The organism is Oceaniovalibus sp. ACAM 378 (genome assembly GCF_008085915.1).
Classification (GTDB): domain Bacteria; phylum Pseudomonadota; class Alphaproteobacteria; order Rhodobacterales; family Rhodobacteraceae; genus Oceaniglobus.
This window is the reverse complement of the sequence record NZ_VSJK01000028.1, coordinates 1-20,553: the sequence shown is the minus strand read 5'-3', so window position 1 is coordinate 20,553 and position 20,553 is coordinate 1. Positions and strand designations below refer to the sequence as shown.

Annotated in this window: 20 protein-coding genes; 15 read left to right on the top strand and 5 right to left on the bottom strand. The window is 58.3% G+C overall.

Going from position 1 to position 20,553, the window contains the following annotated elements:
• Positions 1-46: 46 nt before the first annotated feature.
• A complete protein-coding gene (locus FQ320_RS23095) occupies positions 47-2,011 on the bottom strand; it encodes a transketolase (protein ID WP_148475650.1) in 1,965 nt (654 codons plus the stop codon).
• A 15-nt stretch (positions 2,012-2,026) separates the two neighbouring features.
• Positions 2,027-3,196 (bottom strand): pyridoxal phosphate-dependent aminotransferase, encoded by a 1,170-nt coding sequence (locus tag FQ320_RS23090; RefSeq protein ID WP_255509684.1) that lies wholly within the window; start codon positions 3,194-3,196, stop codon positions 2,027-2,029.
• A gap of 162 nt (positions 3,197-3,358) precedes the next feature.
• Here FQ320_RS23090 and FQ320_RS23085 point away from each other — a divergent pair, with 162 nt between their 5' ends.
• From FQ320_RS23085 to FQ320_RS23015, 15 genes are all read left to right on the top strand, one after another.
• Entirely contained in the window at positions 3,359-4,213 is an 855-nt protein-coding gene (locus FQ320_RS23085) for a transketolase (RefSeq protein WP_148475648.1), read from the top strand.
• Positions 4,210-5,241, top strand: a complete 1,032-nt coding sequence (locus FQ320_RS23080; protein ID WP_148475647.1) for a transketolase family protein — start codon at positions 4,210-4,212, stop codon at positions 5,239-5,241. Before FQ320_RS23085 ends, FQ320_RS23080 begins: the two co-directional genes overlap by 4 nt.
• 30 nt (positions 5,242-5,271) lie before the next feature.
• The gene (locus tag FQ320_RS23075) at positions 5,272-6,027 is read left to right on the top strand and encodes an SDR family NAD(P)-dependent oxidoreductase (protein ID WP_148475646.1); all 756 of its coding nucleotides are present in this window, start codon (positions 5,272-5,274) and stop codon (positions 6,025-6,027) included.
• A 420-nt stretch (positions 6,028-6,447) separates the two neighbouring features.
• On the top strand, positions 6,448-7,434 hold the full coding sequence (locus FQ320_RS23070) for a TRAP transporter substrate-binding protein (protein WP_148475645.1): 987 nt from the start codon (positions 6,448-6,450) through the stop codon (positions 7,432-7,434).
• A 2-nt stretch (positions 7,435-7,436) separates the two neighbouring features.
• Entirely contained in the window at positions 7,437-8,000 is a 564-nt protein-coding gene (locus FQ320_RS23065; protein WP_148475644.1) for a TRAP transporter small permease, read from the top strand.
• Complete coding sequence (locus tag FQ320_RS23060) at positions 7,997-9,256, top strand: TRAP transporter large permease (RefSeq protein WP_148475643.1); 1,260 nt, start codon at positions 7,997-7,999, stop codon at positions 9,254-9,256. Before FQ320_RS23065 ends, FQ320_RS23060 begins: the two co-directional genes overlap by 4 nt.
• A gap of 10 nt (positions 9,257-9,266) precedes the next feature.
• Positions 9,267-10,145 (top strand): NAD(P)-dependent oxidoreductase, encoded by an 879-nt coding sequence (locus tag FQ320_RS23055; protein ID WP_148475642.1) that lies wholly within the window; start codon positions 9,267-9,269, stop codon positions 10,143-10,145.
• A gap of 48 nt (positions 10,146-10,193) precedes the next feature.
• Positions 10,194-10,874 (top strand): GntR family transcriptional regulator, encoded by a 681-nt coding sequence (locus FQ320_RS23050; RefSeq protein ID WP_148475641.1) that lies wholly within the window; start codon positions 10,194-10,196, stop codon positions 10,872-10,874.
• Positions 10,861-12,081, top strand: coding sequence for a CaiB/BaiF CoA-transferase family protein (locus tag FQ320_RS23045; protein ID WP_148475640.1), 1,221 nt, complete (start codon positions 10,861-10,863; stop codon positions 12,079-12,081). The genes FQ320_RS23050 and FQ320_RS23045 overlap by 14 nt, the downstream gene beginning before the upstream one ends.
• A 52-nt stretch (positions 12,082-12,133) precedes the next feature.
• Positions 12,134-13,297 (top strand): iron-containing alcohol dehydrogenase, encoded by a 1,164-nt coding sequence (locus tag FQ320_RS23040; RefSeq protein WP_148475639.1) that lies wholly within the window; start codon positions 12,134-12,136, stop codon positions 13,295-13,297.
• Positions 13,294-14,229, top strand: a complete 936-nt coding sequence (locus FQ320_RS23035; protein ID WP_148475638.1) for a hydroxymethylglutaryl-CoA lyase — start codon at positions 13,294-13,296, stop codon at positions 14,227-14,229. The genes FQ320_RS23040 and FQ320_RS23035 overlap by 4 nt, the downstream gene beginning before the upstream one ends.
• Complete coding sequence (locus tag FQ320_RS23030; RefSeq protein WP_148475637.1) at positions 14,226-15,710, top strand: aldehyde dehydrogenase; 1,485 nt, start codon at positions 14,226-14,228, stop codon at positions 15,708-15,710. The genes FQ320_RS23035 and FQ320_RS23030 overlap by 4 nt, the downstream gene beginning before the upstream one ends.
• A 41-nt stretch (positions 15,711-15,751) precedes the next feature.
• On the top strand, positions 15,752-16,726 hold the full coding sequence (locus FQ320_RS23025) for a LysR substrate-binding domain-containing protein (protein WP_148475636.1): 975 nt from the start codon (positions 15,752-15,754) through the stop codon (positions 16,724-16,726).
• Positions 16,727-16,813: 87 nt separating this feature from the next.
• Positions 16,814-17,500, top strand: a complete 687-nt coding sequence (locus FQ320_RS23020; protein WP_255509686.1) for an IS6 family transposase — start codon at positions 16,814-16,816, stop codon at positions 17,498-17,500.
• A gap of 56 nt (positions 17,501-17,556) precedes the next feature.
• A complete protein-coding gene (locus FQ320_RS23015) occupies positions 17,557-18,159 on the top strand; it encodes a PRC-barrel domain-containing protein (protein WP_255509683.1) in 603 nt (200 codons plus the stop codon).
• Positions 18,160-18,421: 262 nt separating this feature from the next.
• Here the strand turns inward: FQ320_RS23015 and FQ320_RS23005 are convergent, their stop codons facing one another.
• The 3 genes from FQ320_RS23005 to FQ320_RS26980 all read right to left on the bottom strand — a co-directional run bounded on the left by FQ320_RS23005 (position 18,422) and on the right by FQ320_RS26980 (position 20,170).
• The gene (locus FQ320_RS23005) at positions 18,422-19,480 is read right to left on the bottom strand and encodes an FAD-dependent oxidoreductase (RefSeq protein ID WP_148475635.1); all 1,059 of its coding nucleotides are present in this window, start codon (positions 19,478-19,480) and stop codon (positions 18,422-18,424) included.
• A 3-nt stretch (positions 19,481-19,483) separates the two neighbouring features.
• The gene (locus FQ320_RS23000) at positions 19,484-19,948 is read right to left on the bottom strand and encodes an SDR family NAD(P)-dependent oxidoreductase (protein WP_255509682.1); all 465 of its coding nucleotides are present in this window, start codon (positions 19,946-19,948) and stop codon (positions 19,484-19,486) included.
• Between the two features lie 129 nt (positions 19,949-20,077).
• Positions 20,078-20,170 carry a glutathione binding-like protein gene (locus FQ320_RS26980; protein WP_370513103.1) on the bottom strand — a complete coding sequence of 31 codons (93 nt, stop codon included), beginning with the start codon at positions 20,168-20,170 and terminating at the stop codon, positions 20,078-20,080.
• Positions 20,171-20,553 lie beyond the last annotated feature (383 nt).

Here is a 20,553-nt window from a genome sequence, read left to right as displayed (position 1 = left end):
AGGCGAATCCCGTCACCCGTGCTTTGGGGAAATCACAAGCCGCACGTCAGACGCTAAGTCTGTCGCGCGCAACTTGCGCGACATTGTCTGCGGTGATCCCGAAATGGGCGTACAAGGTTTCGGATTTGTCCGACGCACCAAAGCCTGTCATCCCGACGAATGGATCGTCAGGCCGCAGCCACCTGTCCCAACCGAACCGCAGCGCCGCCTCGATACCGATGCGAGGCACGGTGCCCAGAACGTCGGCGCGGTAGGCGTCAGGCTGCGCCGCGAACAGCTCCCACGAGGGCATCGAGACCACGGCGGCGCAGATGCCCGAGGCCTTCAGTTTGGTGCGCGCATCAAGTGCCACCCCCACTTCGGTGCCAGTAGCGATCAGGGTGATGTCGCGCTGCTCGTCAGGGGGGGACACAAGATATGCGCCTTTTGCCGTCAGGTTCTCACCGCTTCGCACGGGCAGCGGTGCGGCAGGTTGGCGCGAAAGAGCAAACAAGCACGGCCCGTCGCGCCTCGCCATCGCCAGCTCCCATGCCTCGACAGTCTCAAGGGCATCGGCGGGGCGGAACACGTGGAAGTTCGGCATGGACCGGAACGAGGCCAGAATTTCCACCGGTTGATGGGTCGGTCCGTTGCTGCCGACCCCGATGGAGTCATGGCTGAACGCAAACAGCGCAGGCAGCCCCATCAATGCCGCCATCCGCATGGCGGGGCGTTCATAATCTGCAAATGCAAGATAGGTCACATTCACCGGGCGCAGGCCACCATGGGCCGCAATTCCACAGGCCATGGCACCCATCAGATGTTCACGCACACCGCAATGCACATAGCTGCCGTTTTGCACCGTCGCGGAAAAGGCGCGGCGGCTGCGTTTGTGATTTGTCGGGGCCTCAAGGTCCGCGCACAGCACCTGCAATTCCGGCAGGTCAGTGTTTAGGCCATCGCAGACATCACCTGACGACAGAATGGTCGGGCGCGGCGCGTCATGTGCAACGCTGTCCGCCTTCAGCGCGGCCATGGTCGTGGCGTGGAATTGGGGCAAATCCCCTGCCTGCCAGCGCTGGAATTCCACCGCAGTGGGGGCCGTTGAAAGGCGTTGTTGCCAGTCTGCCTGTGCAACGCGACCCCGATCCATCGCCGTGTGCCAATCGGCGCGAATGCTGTCGGGAATGTCGAACGCGCCATGGTTCCAGCCAAGCATTTTGCAGGCCTCAACGCGGTCCTGCGGCACCAGAGGCGCGCTGTGACCGCCGCGCTGTCCTTGCAGGCGGGGGATTCCCCGCGCAATGGTTGTGTGACAGGCCAAAAGTGAGGGGCGCGGGTCGGCCTTTGCGGCATCAAGCGCCTTTGAGATAGCTTCGATGTCGTGACCGTCAACCGACTGCACCTGCCAGCCCGCCGCGCGAAACCGTGCTGGTACGTCCTCGCTCAGGGCAAGATCGGTGCTGCCGTCGTCGGTGATCTGGTTGTCATCCCACAGGAACGTCAGCTTGCCCAAGCGCAAATGACCCGCCAGCGAGATGGCCTCTTGTCCGACGCCTTCTTGCAGACAGCCATCGCCGACAAAGGCCCAAGTGCGGTGATCCACCAGATCGTCGCCAAACTCTCCCGCCAGCCGCGACTCGGCCACGGCCATGCCCACGGCACAGGCAATGCCCTGTCCCAACATGCCTGTGGTGATCTCTATTCCGGCATGTTGTTCAATCTCGGGGTGGCCGGCACAGACCGACCCGAGCCGCCGGAAGGTCTTTAGTGCCTCAACCGTCACGGGCTTGTACCCCGACAGGTTCAGCAGTGAATAAAGCAACAGTGAGCCATGCCCGTTTGACAGCACAACACGGTCGCGGTCATGCCACTGCGGATCATCGGGGTTGGCCTTTAGATGGCGCGCGTACAGGGTCGCCGCGATCTCCGCCATGCCCAGCGGCACGCCCTGATGGCCTTCGCCCGCGTTCAGAATGGAATCAAGCGCCAGAAACCGGATGGCATTGGCCATGGATTGTATGTCGGTCATTTCAGTTCTCTCAGATCAAAGCAGAGCCGCGATACGACCAAGCGCGGTTTGGATGTTTTCGGCAGAATTGGCATAGGAAAACCGCAGATACCCTTCGCCCATAGCGCCAAAGGATGTGCCTGCGATTGTTGCGACACCGGCCTTGTCCAAAAACAAATCCTGCGCCTGTGCCGAGGTCAGTCCGGTATCGGCGATATTGGCAAAGGCATAGAATGCGCCGCCGGGGTTGGTGCAGCTGACGCCAGGCAGCGCATTCAACCCGTCGACAATGATTTTGCGCCGCGTATCGAACTGAGCGACCATGGAGTGAACTGCGTCTTGCGGGCCGGTGAGGGCTGCTATGCCGGCATATTGCGCGCTGGCGTTGACACAGGAATGGCAATTGATCGCCAGCCGCGTGGCGTGTTCCACTGCCGCTTCGGGCCAGACCGCAAACCCCAGCCGCCAGCCCGTCATCGCATAGGTCTTGGACCAGCCGTCCAGCACAATCAGCCGGTCACGGATTTCGGGATACTGCAAAAGCGAAACATGGGTCTGCCCGTCATAGAGCATCTGTGAATAGATCTCGTCCGACAGGATCGTAACATGGGGGTGGTGTTCCAGCCCCGCCACCAGTTTGTCGAACTCTGCTTTGGGTGTGACACCGCCGGTGGGGTTTGCAGGACTGTTCAGGATGATCAGCCGCGTGCGCGGTGTGATCTGCTCAAGCACAGTGTCAGCGCGAAAGGCAAATCCGTCGGATTCGTGCAGGCGGATGGGCACGGCGGTTGCACCACTGTAACGGATCACGCTTTCATAGATCGGAAATCCCGGATCGGGGAACATGATTTCCACCCCCGGCTGTCCGAACATCAACACCGCGAAAAACATCGTAGGTTTGCCGCCCGGCACCACAACCACATGATCGGGATCAACCTTGGTCCCGTGACGTTTGTGCAGATCATCGGCCACCGCCTCGCGCAGGGCAGGCAGGCCATTGGCAGGGGTGTAGCCATGATGGCCATCGCGCAGCGCCTTGATTCCTGCTTCTACAATATGGGGCGGCGTCGGGAAATCCGGCTGACCGATCCCCAGATTTATGATGTCATGTCCCTTGGCTGCCAGCCCCTGCGCCCGGGCCAGTACGCTGAACGCGGATTCGGTTCCAAGCCGCGACAGGCTATCGGCAAAAATCAGATCTGACACTGTGTCCTCCCTCAAATCATCGACCCTGTGATACACAAGAACCGCGCGAATGCTTGTTAAGTTATGCTTACAAGTTTCTGAACTATTCATTGCTTCTATTGCGGGATTTTGCTGCTACCCCTTAAGCCTACCGCCGCATTTCGGCGATTAAGGGAGGAAAGCATGAGTGTAGAAGCCCATCCCGGGCCATTGCAGAACATGTCTTTGGCCATGCGTGCCTGGAACATCCGGCGCAAGGCGCTGCTGATGGGCGAAGTACAGGGACAAGGTTACATCGGACAGGCCCTTGGCGTTGCCGATATGCTGGCTGTTTCGTATTTTCACGCCTTGGACTACCGCGCCGATGATCCCGAATGGGAAGGCCGCGACCGGTTCTATCTTTCTATCGGCCACTATGCGATCGCGCTGTATGCCGTTCTGATGGAAGCCGGAATTCTGCCGGAAGAAGAGCTTGAAACCTACGGGATGGACGACTCGCGCATGCCGATGTCTGGCATGGCCTCTTATACGCCGGGCATGGAAATCACTGGCGGAAGTCTGGGACAAGGTCTGGGCATCGCCGTTGGTGCTGCGCTGGGTTTGAAGCGTAAGAAAAGCCCTGCTTTTGTCTATAACCTGATGTCCGATGGTGAGTTGGGCGAAGGCTCGACTTGGGAAGCGGTGATGTCTGGCGTCCAATGGCAGCTCGACAATCTGATCTGTATTGTCGACTTCAACAATCAGCAGGCCGATGGCCCGTCCCGCAACGCATTGGCCGTCGGGGCCGAGGCACCGAAATGGGCCGCTTTCGGGTGGTATGCCCAAGAGGTAGACGGCAACGATATCGAAGCGCTGGTCGCGGCCTTTGACGCTGCGCGCGCCCTGAAAGACCCGCGCCCGCGGGTGATTATCTGCAATTCCACCATGTGTAAGGGCATCGATTTCCTTGAGCAGCGCGAGATGAGCCATTTCATTCGTGTCGAAGCCGATGAATGGACAAAGGCCCTCACCGTGCTGGAAGAAGGAAAACCCGAATGACCCGCGCATCCATGGCCCGCAAATACGAACCCCGCCAAGTGCCCGCCAAAAAGATCGCGACAAGCGCGATGATCGCATCCCTTGCCGCCGAAGGTTATGACACCGTTTCAGCCCCCTTTGGCGAAGCCTTGGTCCAAGCGGCCCGCAAGGATGACCGCATCGTTGGGCTGTCGGCAGACCTGTCGAAATATACCGACCTGCATATCTTTGCGCAGGCGATGCCGGACCGGTTCTATCAAATGGGCATGGCCGAACAATTGCTGATGTCTGCAGCCGCTGGCATGGCGCGTGAAGGGTTCATTCCAATCGCCACCACTTATGCGGTGTTTGCCAGTCGCCGTGCCTATGATTTCATTGCGATGGCGATTGCCGAAGAGAATTTGCCGGTCAAGATCGTCTGTGCGCTGCCGGGCCTGACCACCGGATATGGTCCCAGCCATCAGGCGACCGAAGATCTGGCGATTTTTCGCGGGTTGCCCAACATGGTGCTGATCGACCCCTGCGATGCCTGCGATGTCGCGGGAATGGTGCCCGAGATGCTGGCCCATGACGGTCCGGTCTATGCCCGTCTGCTGCGGGGCAAGGTTCCCACGGTTCTGACCCGGCACAAGCCCGACTACAAGTTTCAGCTGGGCCGTGCGCAGATGATCCGCGAGGGGCGCGACGTTCTTGTCGTCTCATCGGGCATCATGACCATGCGCGCGCTGGATGCGGCCGAACGTCTGGCTGCGGACAATGTCGATGTGGCGGTGCTGCATGTGCCGACGATCAAGCCATTGGATGTGTCCACAATCGTGGCCGCCGCGCGGGAGGGCGGGCGTCTTGTTGTGACGGCCGAGAATCACACGGTTAATGGCGGCCTTGGCGAAGCGGTTGCACGGGAACTGATGCTGGCCGGTGTCCACGTGCCTTTCCGCATGATCGGTTTGCCTGACGAGTTTCTTGAGGCAGGTGCCTTGCCCACATTGCATGACATGTACGGTCTTTCGGTCGCGCGGGTGGCTGATCAGATCAAGAGCTGGCTTTAAGCAGCCATACGTAACAGGGAGATTGACACGATGAAGCTATTGGAAGGGCAGATTGCCATCATCACCGGCGCGGCAAGCCCGCGTGGGTTGGGCAAGGCAACGGCACAAATGTTTGCGGAACACGGTGCCACAGTGGTGATCATGGATCTCAACAAAGCCGACGCCGAGGCCAGCGCCGCTGATCTGCCGGGCACAGGCCATTTTGGCATCAACGGCAATGTCACCAACAAAGACGATTGTATCCGCGTGGCGCAGGCCACATTGGACGCCTTTGGCAAGATTGATGTGTTGGTCAACAACGCAGGCATTACCCAGCCTCTGAAAATCCTCGATATCGAAGCCTGCCATTACGACGCTGTGACGGATGTCAGCCTGCGTGGAACGCTTTATATGTCGCAGGCCGTGATTCCCGCCATGCGGGCGCAGAAATCCGGCAGCATCGTGAACATGTCTTCGGTTTCGGCACAACGCGGCGGCGGAATATTCGGCGGACCGCATTATTCAGCAGCCAAAGCCGGTGTGTTGGGCCTGACCAAAGCAATGGCGCGCGAACTTGCCCCCGACAATGTGCGCGCCAATGCGATCTGCCCCGGCTTTATCGCCACTGACATCACCGCCGGAAAACTGACCGATGACATGCTCAAGCAGGTTCTGGACGGCATTCCAATGGGCCGCGCAGGTGAAGCAAAGGATGTTGCGGGCTGCGCGCTGTTTCTGGCCTCTGGCCTGTCAGGTTATTGCACGGGAACCGAGCTTGATGTGAACGGCGGCTCGCTTATTCACTGATCGACCTCTTCATGGAGGCTGATGGGGTTTGCGAAAGCCGTTTCCGGTCTGATCTCCGGGGCGGCATGCGCTGTGATGCTTGTGCGCGGTAGCGCCATTTCGGGCAATAGTTTCGTGACCGATGGCCGGGGAAGAGCGATGGCTGGTAAAGTTGGTAAGTAAAACTTACCAATGTATTAGATATTATTGAGTGACTTATGGCCTGAGTTCAGAGATCAATCTAGTCAATCGCGGCCTGAACATCGAAAGAACCGTGATTAGAAGCTGAATACACTTGATTATCTACAAAAGAGGTTGCGGATATTCAGCAAAACAAACCGGTCGGGAGGGTCAGGTTGGTATGCCAGGAGACAAGCCACTGATCCGATGACCGTCAATCGAATGCGGCCCACTTCAAGTCGCAGTTTCTGGGAGGAAACAATGAAGCTTGCACATATCGCCGTAGCAGTATGTCTGGGTCTGGCAGCTATGCCCGCCACGGCTCAGCAATTCCAACTTTCGCACAATGCTGCACCCGGCAATCCCAAATCTGATGCTTCGATCATGTTTGCCGATCTGGTCAAGGAACGCACCGAAGGGCGCGTAATGATCGACGTCGGTGGCTCGGCCCAGTTCGGTGAAGATGCCGAAGCATTGACCAACATGCGTCTCGGCACGATGGCCTTCAGCGCCAATTCCCAAGGTACCAGCTCGGCTGTGGTTCCTGAGCTTGCAGTGTTGGGTCTGCCGTTCCTGTTCGGCAATCTTCCTCAGGCTTGGGAAGTGATGGACGGTCCTATCGGCGACCGTCTGGCCGAAGCTGCCGAAGCTCAGGGTCTTGTGATTCTGGCCTTCTGGGACAATGGCATTCGCCAGACTTCGAACAACGTTCGCCCGATCAAAACACCCGAAGATCTGGCCGGTCTGAAGATCCGCACGCCTCCGGATCCGATCACCATCGATATCTTTAATGCACTGGGCGCCAACCCTCTGCCGCTTGCATTTTCCGAGCTTTACATCGCGCTGCAGCAGGGCGTTGTCGACGGGCAGGAAAACCCTCTGATCAATATCTACTCGTCAAAACTGTACGAAGTGCAAAAGTACATTTCGCTGACGGGCCACAAGTATGAGTCGACGGTCCTTTTGGCCTCCAAGATCATTTGGGACACGTTCAGCCCCGAAGATCAGGAGATCATCCGCGCTGCCGCCACGGAGTCTGGTCAGTATAACCGCGAACGTTCGCTGAACGACGAAAAGGCACTGCGCGCTACACTGGAAGAAGCCGGGATCATCTTTAACGAAGTCGATTCCGCGACCTTCCAAGCTGCGACCAAGACCGTCTATGATCAGTGGAGCGAAAAGTTCCCCGGGCTTGTTGACGATATCGTAGCTGCATCCGCAGCAGCGGCAGCGGCACAGGGCAAGTGACAATGTCCAGTTCCACCCAGGACAAAAGCAAGGCGGGATTTCCCGCCTTGCGCCTTGCCAATGCCGTCGGCTGGACGCTGGATACCATCGCCGTCGTGATTGCATTGTCATCGCTGGTATTCATGTTCCTCGCGCTCATGGCCGATGTGATCGTGCGCTACATGACAACACGCGGGCTTGGGTGGCCGACTGAGGTGCCTAATCTTCTTTTCCCGTGGCTTATCATGGGCGGAATCGTCATCGGCGCCCATCGCGGCGCACATATTGCCGCGACAGCCCTGATCGATTATCTGTCCGTCGCCAACGCGCGCATTCTGGGCATGGCGCTTCAGGTTATGGTGTGCGGTGTCTTTATCGCACTGGCCTGGATATCGCTCAAAGTTATCGCTGTTACCGGACATCAGGTTTTCCCGCTGACGGGCATCCCGCAATTTTGGGCTTACGCGGCTGTCACTTTCGGTTGTTTCGGAATTGCCCTCTCTGCACTCGTGAATCTGGTGCGCGTTTTCTATGCCGATGACCCACGCTTTCCCCTTAGCAAAACATCTGTGGAGCATCAGCTATGACACTTGTAATGCTGATCGCATTTTTCGCGCTTCTCGCGCTGTCGATGCCCGTGGGCTACGCCTTGGTCATCAGTGCCGGATCGGCCATTCTATGGCAGGGCACAATTCCGCTGGTTCTGGTGGTCGTAAAACTGTTCCAGCCTTCGCAAAGCTTTCCTCTGCTGGCGATTCCTTTTTTCATCCTCTCCGGCTCATTGATGATGTCGGGCAAGCTGGGTGAGCATCTTGTGCAGTTCGCTGCGCGGATGGTGGGGCGTTTCCATGGCGGAATGGGGCAGGTGTCGGTTGTCGGCTCGACCATTTTCGGCGGCGTTTCCGGATCTGCTGTGGCCGAGGCCTCTGCACTGGGCGCAATGCTTATCCCCTGGCAAAAGCGCGAAGGCTATCCGCCCGCCTTTGCTGCGGCTGTTACGGCGTCATCCTCGGTGATCGCGGGGCTGCTTCCGCCGTCCATTCCGCTGATCCTGTTCTCGACGGTGTCGAACGTTTCGATTGCGGCGCTGTTCACCGCAGCCATTCTGCCGGGGCTGATGCTGGCCGGAGGGATGATGCTGGCGTGTTATTTCAGCGGCCGGTTGCGTAATTTCCCCCGCCTCAGCGAACCGGCTGTGCGGCAAAAGCTGGGCTATGTGCTGTTGCATGCGATGCCCGCACTGTTGATGCCGATCTTTATCATCGTGCTGCTCAGGGCTGGCATTGCAACGCCGACCGAGGTCAGCGTGATTGCTGTGGCCTATGCCTTGGTGGTCAGCGCGACGATCTACCGTGACCTCACATTTGCGTCGATCTACGCCGCGCTGATCAATACCGTCATCACAACAGGTATCGTGATGCTGGTGATCACCGCCTCAAGCCTTGTGGGCCATGTTCTGGTGACTGAGCGTATTCCGACACTTATCGCCACTTGGGCGACCGAGGTTCTGGGCGCGCCTTGGCTGATCATGATGATGATGACGATGATCATGCTGACGGTCGGGATGTTTCTTGACCTGCCCGCGGCTGTTCTCCTGCTGGGGCCGATCTTTGTTGCCATCGGCACCACGATTGGAATCGATCTGGTGCAACTGGGTCTGGTTGTCTGCATCAACCTGTCGATTGGCCTGTTCACACCCCCTGTCGGCACCACGCTATTCATCGGTGCGGCGATCGCCAAGGTGTCGATAGGTTCTGTCATCAAAGAGCTGTGGCCGTTCTATTTGGTCAGTTTCACGGTTCTTTTGCTGATGATGTATGTTCCCGCGCTCACAATTTACTGAGGAGGCCAAAATGGTCAAAAGAATTGGATTTGTGGGTCTGGGTGCCATGGGCAGCGCGATGGCCAAAAACCTGATCGACGCTGGGTATAGCGTCGCAGGCTTCGACCTTCGCGAAACTGCGCGGGCGGCTTTGGCCGAGCAGGGTGGCATTGCCGCCGCTACAGCCCAAGAGGCGGCAAAAGACGTCGAAGCGCTTATCCTGATGGTGGTCAATATCGATCAAGCCAGATCGGTTTTGTTCGATCTGGGCGCACTTGACGCCCTGCCGGAAGGCGCGGCGGTTTGCCTGATGGCCACCTGCCCACCTGCATCGGTAGAGAAGCTTGCCGCTGAGGTGCAGTCGTCGGGGCGTCTCTTTGTTGACTGCCCCGTGTCGGGTGGCGTCGTCGGGGCCCGCGCGGCCAGCTTGACGATCATGGTCGGTGCTGACGAGGGGGCGCTTGAAAAGGTACAGCCCATCCTGTCAACGCTCGGCTCGCGGGTCTTTCATGTCGGGATGCGGGCAGGGCAGGGGGCGAACGTCAAGGCCATCAACCAACTGCTGTGCGGGGTGCATATTGTCGCTGCAGCCGAGGCGATGGCCCTTGGCGAACGGGCGGGACTTGATACCGGGGTTCTTCTTGAAATCCTGCGCGGCTCTGCTGCCAACAGTTGGATGTTGAATGATCGCGGCCCGAGGATGTTGTCCGAGGATCCCGAAGTCACCTCGACCGTTGATATCTTCGTCAAGGATATGACCATCGCACTTGAGGCCGGTCGTGACGCGCATATGGGTCTGCCCCTGGCGTCCGTTGCCATGCAAATTTTCGCTGCCGAAAGCGGCGCAGGCAACGGCCAAGAGGATGACAGTCAGGTCATCCGCGCCTATCGCCGTCTCAACGGGTTTTGAGTTTATGCTGTCTAAAGTGGCATCCCAAGCGGAATACCGGTTACTCCCATGACGACACAACTTGATAAACTCTATGAAAGCCTGCGTGCGGACATCCTGAATCTGGTGCTTAGTCCGGGTTTGCGACTGTCCGAGCGGATGATCGAAGCACGCTATCGCGGGCCATCGCGCACGCCGATACGGGCCGCCATGCTGCGGCTTGAGGCGAACCGGCTGGTGCAAAAGGTTGATCGGGTTTGGTCCGTGACCCCGCTTTCCCTCACCCATATCATGCAGGCCTGCGAGTTCCGTATCGGCATTGAACGCGAAGGCGTGACGCTGGCCTGCGAGCGGGCACAGCCCCGGAAACTGGAGCAGATCGAAGCCGAACTGGTGCCGTCAGACACAGATGCAAGCCGCAAAGACTGGCTCCATAGCGGATGTGAATTCCATGTCGAACTGATGCGTCTTTCGGGGAACGAACTGTATGTCGAGGCGATGCAGGACGTCATGCAACGGCTTGCCCGCATTCGCTGGCTTGAGGTGGTCAACGAGGCAGGTCGCGCCCGCACCATCATCGAGCACCGCGAAATTCTGCGCCACCTGCGCGCCGGCGATGCAGCAGCCGCCCGCGATGCTGTGACCCGCCATGCCCTTGAAACACAACAACGCCATCAGGACACGCTTGCCAAATCCGTCATGCGCACAGGCAGCCTGGTGATCGGAGGAAGTAACTATGACCAGCCATAACGCCGAAACCCAGCAGGCCACCGGGCCGCTCGCCGGGGTGCGGGTGATCGAGATGGGCAGTTTCATTGCCGGACCGTTCTGCGGTCAGCTGTTGGCCGATTTGGGCGCCGATGTGATCAAGATCGAACCGCCGGGCCGGGGCGATGCCATGCGCCAATGGGGTGCAGCCCAAAAGGACGGCAAGACACTGTGGTGGCATGTGATCGCGCGCAACAAGCGGTCTCTCACCCTGGATCTGCGGCAACCTGAAGGTCAGGCAGTGGTCAAGGAACTGCTGTCCCAAGCTGACATGATGGTCGAAAATTTCCGCCCCGGTACGCTTGAACGCTGGGGACTTTCACCGGCCACCTTACAGGAGGCCAACCCCGGCCTGATCATTGCCCGCGTTTCGGGGTTTGGACAGACCGGCCCTTGGTCCAATCGCACCGGCTTTGGAGCGATTGCCGAAGCGATGGCCGGACTGCGCCATCTGGGTGGGTTTCCCGACCGTCCGCCGGTTCGCGCCGGTCTGTCGGTGGGCGACAGTCTGGCCGGTATGTTTACCTGCATCGGCCTGCTGGCCGCCTTGCATGAACGACGCCACACCGGAAAAGGCCAAATTGTAGATGTCGGCATCACCGACGCTATCCTTGCCATCAGCGAGAGCGTTCTGGCCGAATACAGCGCGACGGGTGTAATCCGTGAGAGGACCGGCACCAGCCTTCCACGCATTGCCCCCTCGAACATCTATCCCGTTGCCAATGACGGCTGGATCCTGATTGCCGCCAATGGCGATGCCATCTTTCAGCGTTTGGCCACGGCCATGGGCCGTCCGGACCTGTGTGACGATCCCCGGTTTTCAAGCCACCGCGCACGGGGCGAACATCAAGCCGAGATCGACGAGATCATCTCCGCTTGGACCGTCGGCCAGACCGAAACGGAGCTGCTCGCTTTGATGGAGGAGCTTGGCATTCCCGCCGGTCCGATCTGCAACGCCGCAGACATCCATAAAAACCCGCATTTCCGCGCCCGTGGTGCGGTGGTGGATGTGCCGACACGCGATTTCGGCGATCTGACCATGCAGGGTGTGGTGCCCCGCTTGTCCCGGACCCCCGGTGCGATCCGCTGGGAAGGTCCCAGTCTGGGCCAGCACAGCACCGAGATCCTGACAAGTCTGGGATACGGACAAAAGGAGATCGAGACCTTGCAGGCCAAGGGCACGATCTGAACCACACAGCAGACAATCGCACCCGTAAAGGCGCGTAACTAAGGAGAACAGGATGAGTTTCGCTTCACCACAGGCATTCGGGGCGATCGCGCGTATCGTCCATGGCACGGGCACCATTTCCACACTGCCCGAAGAAGCAAAAAGGCTGGGTGCAACCCGGATCCTGCTGGTCAGCGATACCGGACTGGAGCGCGCGGGGGTGTTGGGACCGGTTCAGGCACTGCTTGATGCATTTGACGTCGAGGTTTTCACCGACGTGGAGCCCGACCCCAGCCTTGAAACCGTGGCACGCTGCGCTGAAGTGGCCCGCACCTGTCATGCCGATCTGGTGATCGGGCTGGGCGGCGGCAGCGTGATCGATGTGGCAAAATGTGCTGCTGCTTTCGTGAACAACCCCGGTGACGTGCGTGACTATCTTGGAATTGACCAACTGAAAAATCCGGCGGTGTCCAAGATCATGATCCCGACCACCGCCGGTACCGGCAGCGAGGTGACAAATGTCGCCGTGCTCAGCCTTAAGGCCGAAAAGACAAAGAAGGGCATTGTTTCACGCCACCTGCTGGCCGATTGCGCGATCCTCGACCCCGAACTGACCCTTGGCCTTCCGGCCGCGATCACCGCCGCCACAGGGATGGACGCCCTGACCCACGCAATCGAGGCATATCTGTCGCGTTTTGCGCAGCCCCTGACCGATTATTTCGCACTGCAGGCGATCACAAAACTATCGTCGCATCTGCGGACCGCCGTGCATCACGGCGCCAATATCCACGCCCGACACGAGGTGATGACGGCCAGCCTGTTTGGTGGTCTTGCCTTTGGCAGTGCCGCCACTGGCATGGTGCATGGATTGGCGATGCCGCTGGGCGGTCTGTTCAATATTCCCCATGGCATCGCAAACGCGGTTCTGTTGCCCCATGTGATGCGCTGGAACATGCCTGCCGCCGTGGCACGCTTTGCTGATATCGCCAAGGCTATGGGCCAACCGGTGGACGGGCTTTCGCCCCGCGAGGCCGCGCTGCTGGCCATCACCACTGTCGAGGAACTTTCGGCCGATGTGGGGATCCCGCGCTGGCTCGACGATCTGGGAATCCCGCGATCCGCGATTGATGCGCTGGTCGATGACGGGCTGACCAACATGCGCCAGATTTTGCCAAACCCCCGCGACGTGACCCGCGAAGGGCTGATGGACATCATGAACAAGGCATTTCGTCCATGAGCGGCCTGAACTTTCCCAAGGCGGCCAGTATCATCGAAGTTGGCCCGCGCGATGGCTTGCAAAACGAACCGCAGATGTTGCCGACCGACCAGAAGATCCAGTTGATCGAACGGCTTGTCGCCGCCGGTGCGCGGGAAATCGAGGTTACGTCTTTTACCCATCCCCGCTGGATCCCCAATCTTGCCGATGCCGAAGACGTCGTGCGCGCAACGGCGCATCTGGATTTCACCTCTTGGGCTTTGGTGCCCAACCGGCGCGGCCTTGAACGCGCCATTGCGGCGGGTACCAACGGCGTGACGCTGGTAATGTCCGTGACCGATGAACACAATCAGGCGAACCTGAACCGTCCTTCCGACGAAAGCCTGAGCGAGTTGTTGAATCTGCACGCCGAGGCAATTGAGGCCGGTCTGCAGGTGCGGGTGTCACTGTCGGTCGTGTTCGGATGCCCTTTCGCGGGTATAGTTGGCCCCGAGAAAGTACACCGGATCGTCGATCGTTTTGCTCAAGCCGGTGCAAAACGGATCGGCATGTGTGACACCATCGGTATCGCGCTGCCCGATCAGGTTTACGATCTGTCCGCAGCACTTGTCGCGCGCCACCCCGACATCTGTTTCGAGCTGCATTTGCACGATACGCGCGGCATGGCTCTTGCCAATACTGTCGCCGGACTTCAGGCCGGAATTTCCAGCTTTGACGCCGCAATCGGTGGGCTGGGCGGTTGCCCCTATGCCCCCGGCGCGACCGGCAACTGCGCCAGCGAAGATCTGAACGCGCTGCTCACCGGAATGCACATCGAAACCGGAATTGATCAGGCCAAGCTGATGCATGCCGCATCGCTGCTGGCCGCATGGCGCAGCAGCCCGCTTGAAAGCGCGGCATGGCGTGTTGCCATTGCAAACGAGACCAATAAAAATACGGATAAAATAGCATGACCGAAACCTTTCAGCTTTTCATCGATGGTGAATACTGTGATCCCGCAACCGGCGAATGGTTCGATACCATCAACCCCTATACCGGTAAGGTCTGGGCACGCATCCCGCGCGGCGGACAGGACGATGTGAACCGCGCTGTTGACGCCGCCCGCACCGCCATGACCGAAGGTCCATGGGCCACCATGACAGCCAGCAACCGTGGCAAGATCATGCGTAAGCTGGGCGATCTTGTTGCACAGAATGCTGACCGGCTTGCCGCGCTTGAGGTGCGTGACAACGGCAAGCTTTTGGCGGAAATGGCCGGTCAGCTGAACTATCATCCCGAGTGGTGGTACTATTACGGCGGGCTGGCCGATAAGATCGAAGGCACGGTGGTGCCCATAGACAAGCCGGATTTATTCACCTTTACCACCCATGAACCGGTAGGCGTTGTCGCCGCCCTGACCGCTTGGAACTCACCGCTGCTGTTCATCGCATGGAAATGTGCCCCCGCGCTGGCAGCCGGTTGTTCGGTGGTGATCAAGCCATCAGAATTCACCTCGGCGTCGACCTTGGCGTTCATGGAGTTGACGAAACAGGCAGGATTTCCCGATGGCGTGTGGAATGTCGTGACCGGATTTGGCCCCGAGGTGGGCGCGCAACTCGTCGAGCATCCGGATGTGGCCAAGATCACCTTTACCGGCTCCGATACCACAGGGCGCAAAATCTATGAATCCGCGGCGCGGGGGCTTAAAAAAGTGTCGCTTGAGCTGGGTGGAAAATCGCCCAATATCGTCTTTGCCGATGCCGATCTTGATGCTGCCGTTGCAGGTGCCGTATCGGGTATCTTTGCTGCCACGGGCCAGACCTGCATCGCCGGTTCCCGTCTGCTGGTGCAGAACTCGGTGAAAGAGGCATTCACCGAAAAACTGTTGGCCATCGCCCGTGATGCCAAGCTGGGTGATCCGATGTTGCCTGACACCCATATCGGACCTGTCACCACGCAACCGCAGTTCGAGAAAATCCTGTCCTATATCGACATCGCAAAAGCCGAGGGCGCGCGCTGCGTCTTTGGTGGCAATCGGGCACAGGGCACGGATATGGAAGGCGGCATGTTCGTCGAGCCGACCATCTTTACCGATGTCACCAACGACATGCGCATCGCGCAGGAAGAAGTCTTTGGGCCAGTCCTGTCAATCATCGGGTTTGAGGACGAAGCAGAGGCGGTTTCGCTGGGCAATGACGTAATCTATGGCCTTGCCGCAGGCGTCTGGACCAAGGACATTGCCCGCGCGATGCGGATGAGCAAAGCCTTGAAGGCCGGTATCGTTTGGGTGAACACCTATCGCGTGATCAGCTATATGATGCCGTTTGGCGGGGTCAAACAATCGGGCATCGGGCGCGAAAGCGGCATTCGCGCCATCGAAGAGTTTCTGGAAACCAAGGCTGTCTGGATCTCGACCTCGGATGCACCTCCTTCCAACCCCTTTATCCAGCGATAAGCCCGCTTGAGAGCCTGCGCACGAAGCCTTAGACTGTGCGCATGGCGCTGAATCCCAACCTGAATTCTCTGGCTTATTTCGAAGCAGTGGCGCGGCTTGGTCGCGTCACTCTTGCGGCCACGGAACTGGGGGTGTCATCGGCGGCGATCAGTCAGCAAATCAAGGCGCTTGAGGGGCAATATGGCGTCATGTTGTTCCGCCGTGTGAACCGCCGCCTGACGCTGACCCTGAATGGCGAGATGCTGTTTCAGGCCACCACCAGTGCGCTGCAACTGATCCGCGGTGCGCAGGCCACCATTCGCGAACAACACGACACCTACAATTTGAAGTTGCGGGTCAGCCCTACGTTCGGGGTTCATTGGCTGTCCAACCGATTGAAGCGTTTTATCGACACCCACCCCGATTGGGGCCTGCGCGTTGATGCCACGCCCGATTTCACCAATTTCGAAACCGAAGTTGTGGATCTTGATCTTAGATACGGCACCGGCGCGTGGAATGACCTATATTCCGAATGCATCATCCATGATCTGGTTATGCCCCTCTGTTCGCCCGACTATCTGGCCCAGCTTCAGGCGGGTGGGGGCACTACGGCTGAACAGTTGGGCCGCGCGCGGATCATCCGCTGTATGAAGGCGCTGTATCAGTGGGAAATCTGGATGGTTCGGCACGGGGTTGAACATGTCGAAAAACTTCCCAAGCTGCGGTTTGACCGATCCTCCATGGTGATCGATCTGGCACGTCAGGGGGCCGGTGTTATTCTGGAAAGCATGACCCTTGCCCTCGACGATCTGAAGCGCGGCACGCTGGTGCCGTTTTCGCCTGTCTTTCCCGCCGTGCAATTCCCCGCATACTGGATCGTCTGCCCCCCACGGCACACCAACCGGCGCATCGTGCGGCTGTTTTCCGAGTGGGTGCGGGAAGAAGCCCGCGAACACGAGGAGCAGGCGCAGGCGATTCTGGCCGCTTATGGATGTACCCACCGCCCCGTCGAAGAAATGGAGCTGGTGCTGGGATAGGGGGCATCCCGCGCGGCACTGTCAGAAGAACTCGGTTGAGGTGGGCAGGGCACCCTCATAGCTTCGCCGCATGGCAAAACGCAGGCCATCAAATTCTTCAAAACCAGTCCCGAGGTCATTCGCCTGGCGGTGATGCTTTACAACCGATTCCCATTGTCACTCAGAAACGTCGAGGATTTGCTGCACGAACGTGGCCTCGATATTAGCCACGAAACTGTCCGGTTTTGGCGGCATAGGTTCGGGCCAAGGTTTGCCGCCGAGATTCGGAAACGACGGATCGAGGGGATGAAATCGAGCCGCTGGCGGTGGCATCTCGACGAAATGTTCGTGACGATCAACGGCGAGATGCATTACCTTTGGCGAGCCGTCGATCATGAAGGTGAGGTGCTCGAGAGCTTTGTCATGAAGCGTCGTGACAAGAGGGCTGCTTTGAAATTCCTAAGGAAAGCAATGCGCAAGCACGGTCGACCCGAGGTGATAGTGACCGATCGGCTGCGTTCCTACTGCGCGGCGCTCAAGGAGATCGGCGCATCCAGCCGCCAGCAAACAGGTCGTTGGGAAAACAACAGGGCGGAGAATTCGCAACTGCCATTCAGACGAAGAGAACGGGCGATGCTACACGGTTCAGACGCATGCGAAGCTTGCAGAAATTCGCCGCTGCACGGCTCGGTCTGCAACCATTTCAACCAGGAACGCCACCTCAACCCGCCAGACAATTTCAAGACCAATCGGACCGCTGCTCTTGCCGAGTGGCGTCAGCCTTGTTCAGCATAGATTCAGGAGTTTAGCAGCTAACTGAGAGGGGTTCGAATTAGTCTGACACCACCATTTTGATTTATGTCTCGAATCTCAAGGGTTTCAAGATTGCCGCGACGGATGGCAGCATCGGCACCGTGACTGACTTCCTCTTCGATGACGAAAGCTGGACGCTTCGCTGGATCGTCGTCGACACCGGCACTTGGCTGTCCGTGCGCAAGGTTCTGCTGCCGGTTTCGGTTCTAGGTCACCCGGATACGTGCGCCCGCAGCTTTCCAGTCCGCTTGACGATGGCCAAGGTCAAGGACGGCCCGGCCATCGACACGCATGAGCCCGTATCGCGGCAGCGCGAAGAACGTATGTACGGCTACTACAACATGAGTCCCTATTGGGGAAACGGCTTCTATATGGGCGGCTATGGCGGCTGGAGCGCGGGCATGTCAGAGGCGCATTACGCCGATTCAAGACGGCGTCAGGACGAGCTGTACGCCCGGCGGCATCAGGACGATGATCTCCATCTGCGCAGCATCGATGCCGCGACCGGCTACAATCGGCATGCCACCGATGGCTCCATCGGTCATGTCGAAGGTTTTCTGATCGATGATACCGACTGGACGATCCATTTCCTGACTGTGGATATAAAGAACTGGTGGCCCGGCAAACATGTCCTGATTTAGCCACGCTCTGCAAAGAACGTTGAGTGGGCAGAAAATTCGGTCAATCTGGATGTCGATGGGAAAACTGTCATGGACAGCCCAATCTATGACCCTTCCGTTACGGTGGATGCGGCGTTCGAGGCGCGGATGGCGCGTTATTACATCCCCGACGCCACGCATGGCGCCGCAAGTTAAGAGGACAGCTGAAGCCGTCAAATCCACGCGCACGCGCAACCCGCTCAGCGGAGTCTAGAAGGATTGTCTTGGTATCTGTGGTCATGCCTTAGGTCAGTCTTTGTAAGTCAAGGGTGTTCAGAACGTTTTCTGCTGCTTCCAAAGCGCCTTCGATATAGCCGCCGAAAGTTGGAGCAACTTCTGTTCCGGCAAAATGCAGTCTGTTGTTCCAAAGGTTTGTCATCACATGCGGCAGTCCATAGGTCGGATGGGCGTATAGCGGGGCTTTGTCGGCCTCGGTAGAGGTGTATCGGTCAAAGGCCCAGTCCTTTATATAGAGCTGTTTTGGCTCGGCGGCTTGTGGTCCGAAAAGCCGTGAAAGCTGCGCATGTAGGTGAACGCGAAACAAATGTTCGTCCGCGCGACCCTGTGGCGGGACGCCGATAAAGCCAAACAAGGCGTATGGCCCTCCTGCAGCAGGTGAGGCGTCATGTATTTCCACCATTGGACCTTTGCGGCTCATCGCGTCGCCAGACAGCCCTTCGTTGCGCCAAAATGGAGTATCGTAAACGGCAACGGCCTTGGCCTGTCCGGCCATCCATGTCGCAATGCCTTGCATGGCAAGCACTGCTTTGTCGGGCAAGGCCGGAGAAAAGGCGATCTGTTCCGCAACCCGTGGGGGCAAGGCAAGCACGACCTGATCTGCGCCTATTTCTTCGCCGTCCGAAAGCGTGGCGGTGCTACGATTTTCTGACATCTGTAGCTTCATCACAGGCGCATCAAGACGCTTTCGATGATCTGGCAGTCGGTTTTCAAGGGCTGTGGTAAGCATTCCCAAACCGCCCTTCAGACGCCAAGACCCTTCCATTGATGAAAACCCTTGGCCGCGCTGCACGTGACCTTGTTCATCTTCAAAGGTCAGCACGCCATCGGCGAACTGGTTGAATTTTTGCAAGTTCATACGCGCAATCAGCGCGGCGATACGCGGCTGCCCCGCCCAAAACCACGCTGGGCCCATATCAAAATAACCGCCACCATGATGTTGGGTCAAAATCCGTCCGCCAAAGCGCGGACGGGCTTCGAGCAGCAGGTAGTCGTGACCTTGGCTTTCCAAAGCTTCGGCAAGCGCAAGTCCAGACAGGCCGCCGCCTACAATCAGCGTTTTCATCGCTTAGAACCCTTCAGAAGCCGGGCGCAGGTCTAGTTCATGCGTCCAAGTTGATCTGGTTTGATGGGCAAGTTCCCAATAGATCTGGGCAATATCATCAGGTTTCATCATCTTTGTCGGATCGAGGTTGTGCAGATCCCTTGATCGCGCCGTATCTATGATGCCATCCAAAATTGTGTGGCACACATGCACGCCCGCTGGATGGAATTCGCGAGCAAGAGACTGCGTAAGTCCGCGCAAGGCAAATTTTGCGCTGGCAAAAGCCGAGAATTTTGCACTTTGCACCATGGAGCCCCATGTGCGGCGGTAATCGTGCAGTCTGGTTTCTGCAAAAGGCGCGATGACCAGCTCTGCCGTATTGTGGATCACGACCTTTGGCGGGCCGGATTCAGGCATCGGCGAAGCGTTCCAATCAAGTTGTTCAGAGTGAACCACGACGCGTTTCTTAAAGTCTGCGTTCAGTTCCATAGTGTTGTCCTTTCGACTTGAGTGGAGGGCCGTTTAGCCCGCGATGCTGGGCCGTGCTGCAACTTTTGCACGCCATGCGGTCAGATTAGAACGGTTTTCTGGGATTTCGACCTTGGCAAAGTCCGCAAATCAGAGGCCTGCGAACGCCGTGATGTCTGCTACGGAAAATTCAGAACCAGCAAGAAAGTCGTTGTCAGCCAAAACTTCACCAAGATAGGCCATGGTTTGTCCAGCAACTTCTTTTTGCTTATTGCCCCCCCCTCAGCGCATTGGTAGGTCTCAATATCCGGCCCAAGCCCTGGCGTGGCATGGTGAAAGTAGATTCCAACTGCGTTGAAAAGGCCGTTTTCGGCACGCAGATTCATCATTGAAATTTGTGCGCGTTGTTTTGGTGTCGTGCCAGTAAGCGACGGTCCCTCAAAGTGGCCATCAATATATTCTGTAATCGCATTACACTGCGAAATGTGGGAGCCGTCGGCTCTGTTGATGGCGTGGATGCCCCTCCCGACGGCATCGCAATGTGCCATTGTGGTGAGTGTTAAAGCCATCACAAAAGGAAGGAGCATCCATGTCCGAAGTTACTATTATCGGTGTCGACTTGGCAA

Coding starts and splice junctions, on each gene's coding strand:
- FQ320_RS23095 (WP_148475650.1), bottom strand. CDS start 2,011: ATGACCGACATACAATCCATGGCCAATGCCATCCGGTTTCTGGCGCTT.
- FQ320_RS23085 (WP_148475648.1), top strand. CDS start 3,359: ATGAGTGTAGAAGCCCATCCCGGGCCATTGCAGAACATGTCTTTGGCC.
- FQ320_RS23080 (WP_148475647.1), top strand. CDS start 4,210: ATGACCCGCGCATCCATGGCCCGCAAATACGAACCCCGCCAAGTGCCC.
- FQ320_RS23075 (WP_148475646.1), top strand. CDS start 5,272: ATGAAGCTATTGGAAGGGCAGATTGCCATCATCACCGGCGCGGCAAGC.
- FQ320_RS23070 (WP_148475645.1), top strand. CDS start 6,448: ATGAAGCTTGCACATATCGCCGTAGCAGTATGTCTGGGTCTGGCAGCT.
- FQ320_RS23065 (WP_148475644.1), top strand. CDS start 7,437: ATGTCCAGTTCCACCCAGGACAAAAGCAAGGCGGGATTTCCCGCCTTG.
- FQ320_RS23060 (WP_148475643.1), top strand. CDS start 7,997: ATGACACTTGTAATGCTGATCGCATTTTTCGCGCTTCTCGCGCTGTCG.
- FQ320_RS23055 (WP_148475642.1), top strand. CDS start 9,267: ATGGTCAAAAGAATTGGATTTGTGGGTCTGGGTGCCATGGGCAGCGCG.
- FQ320_RS23050 (WP_148475641.1), top strand. CDS start 10,194: ATGACGACACAACTTGATAAACTCTATGAAAGCCTGCGTGCGGACATC.
- FQ320_RS23045 (WP_148475640.1), top strand. CDS start 10,861: ATGACCAGCCATAACGCCGAAACCCAGCAGGCCACCGGGCCGCTCGCC.
- FQ320_RS23040 (WP_148475639.1), top strand. CDS start 12,134: ATGAGTTTCGCTTCACCACAGGCATTCGGGGCGATCGCGCGTATCGTC.
- FQ320_RS23035 (WP_148475638.1), top strand. CDS start 13,294: ATGAGCGGCCTGAACTTTCCCAAGGCGGCCAGTATCATCGAAGTTGGC.
- FQ320_RS23030 (WP_148475637.1), top strand. CDS start 14,226: ATGACCGAAACCTTTCAGCTTTTCATCGATGGTGAATACTGTGATCCC.
- FQ320_RS23025 (WP_148475636.1), top strand. CDS start 15,752: ATGGCGCTGAATCCCAACCTGAATTCTCTGGCTTATTTCGAAGCAGTG.
- FQ320_RS23005 (WP_148475635.1), bottom strand. CDS start 19,480: ATGAAAACGCTGATTGTAGGCGGCGGCCTGTCTGGACTTGCGCTTGCC.
- FQ320_RS23000 (WP_255509682.1), bottom strand. CDS start 19,948: ATGGAACTGAACGCAGACTTTAAGAAACGCGTCGTGGTTCACTCTGAA.
- FQ320_RS26980 (WP_370513103.1), bottom strand. CDS start 20,170: ATGGCCTATCTTGGTGAAGTTTTGGCTGACAACGACTTTCTTGCTGGT.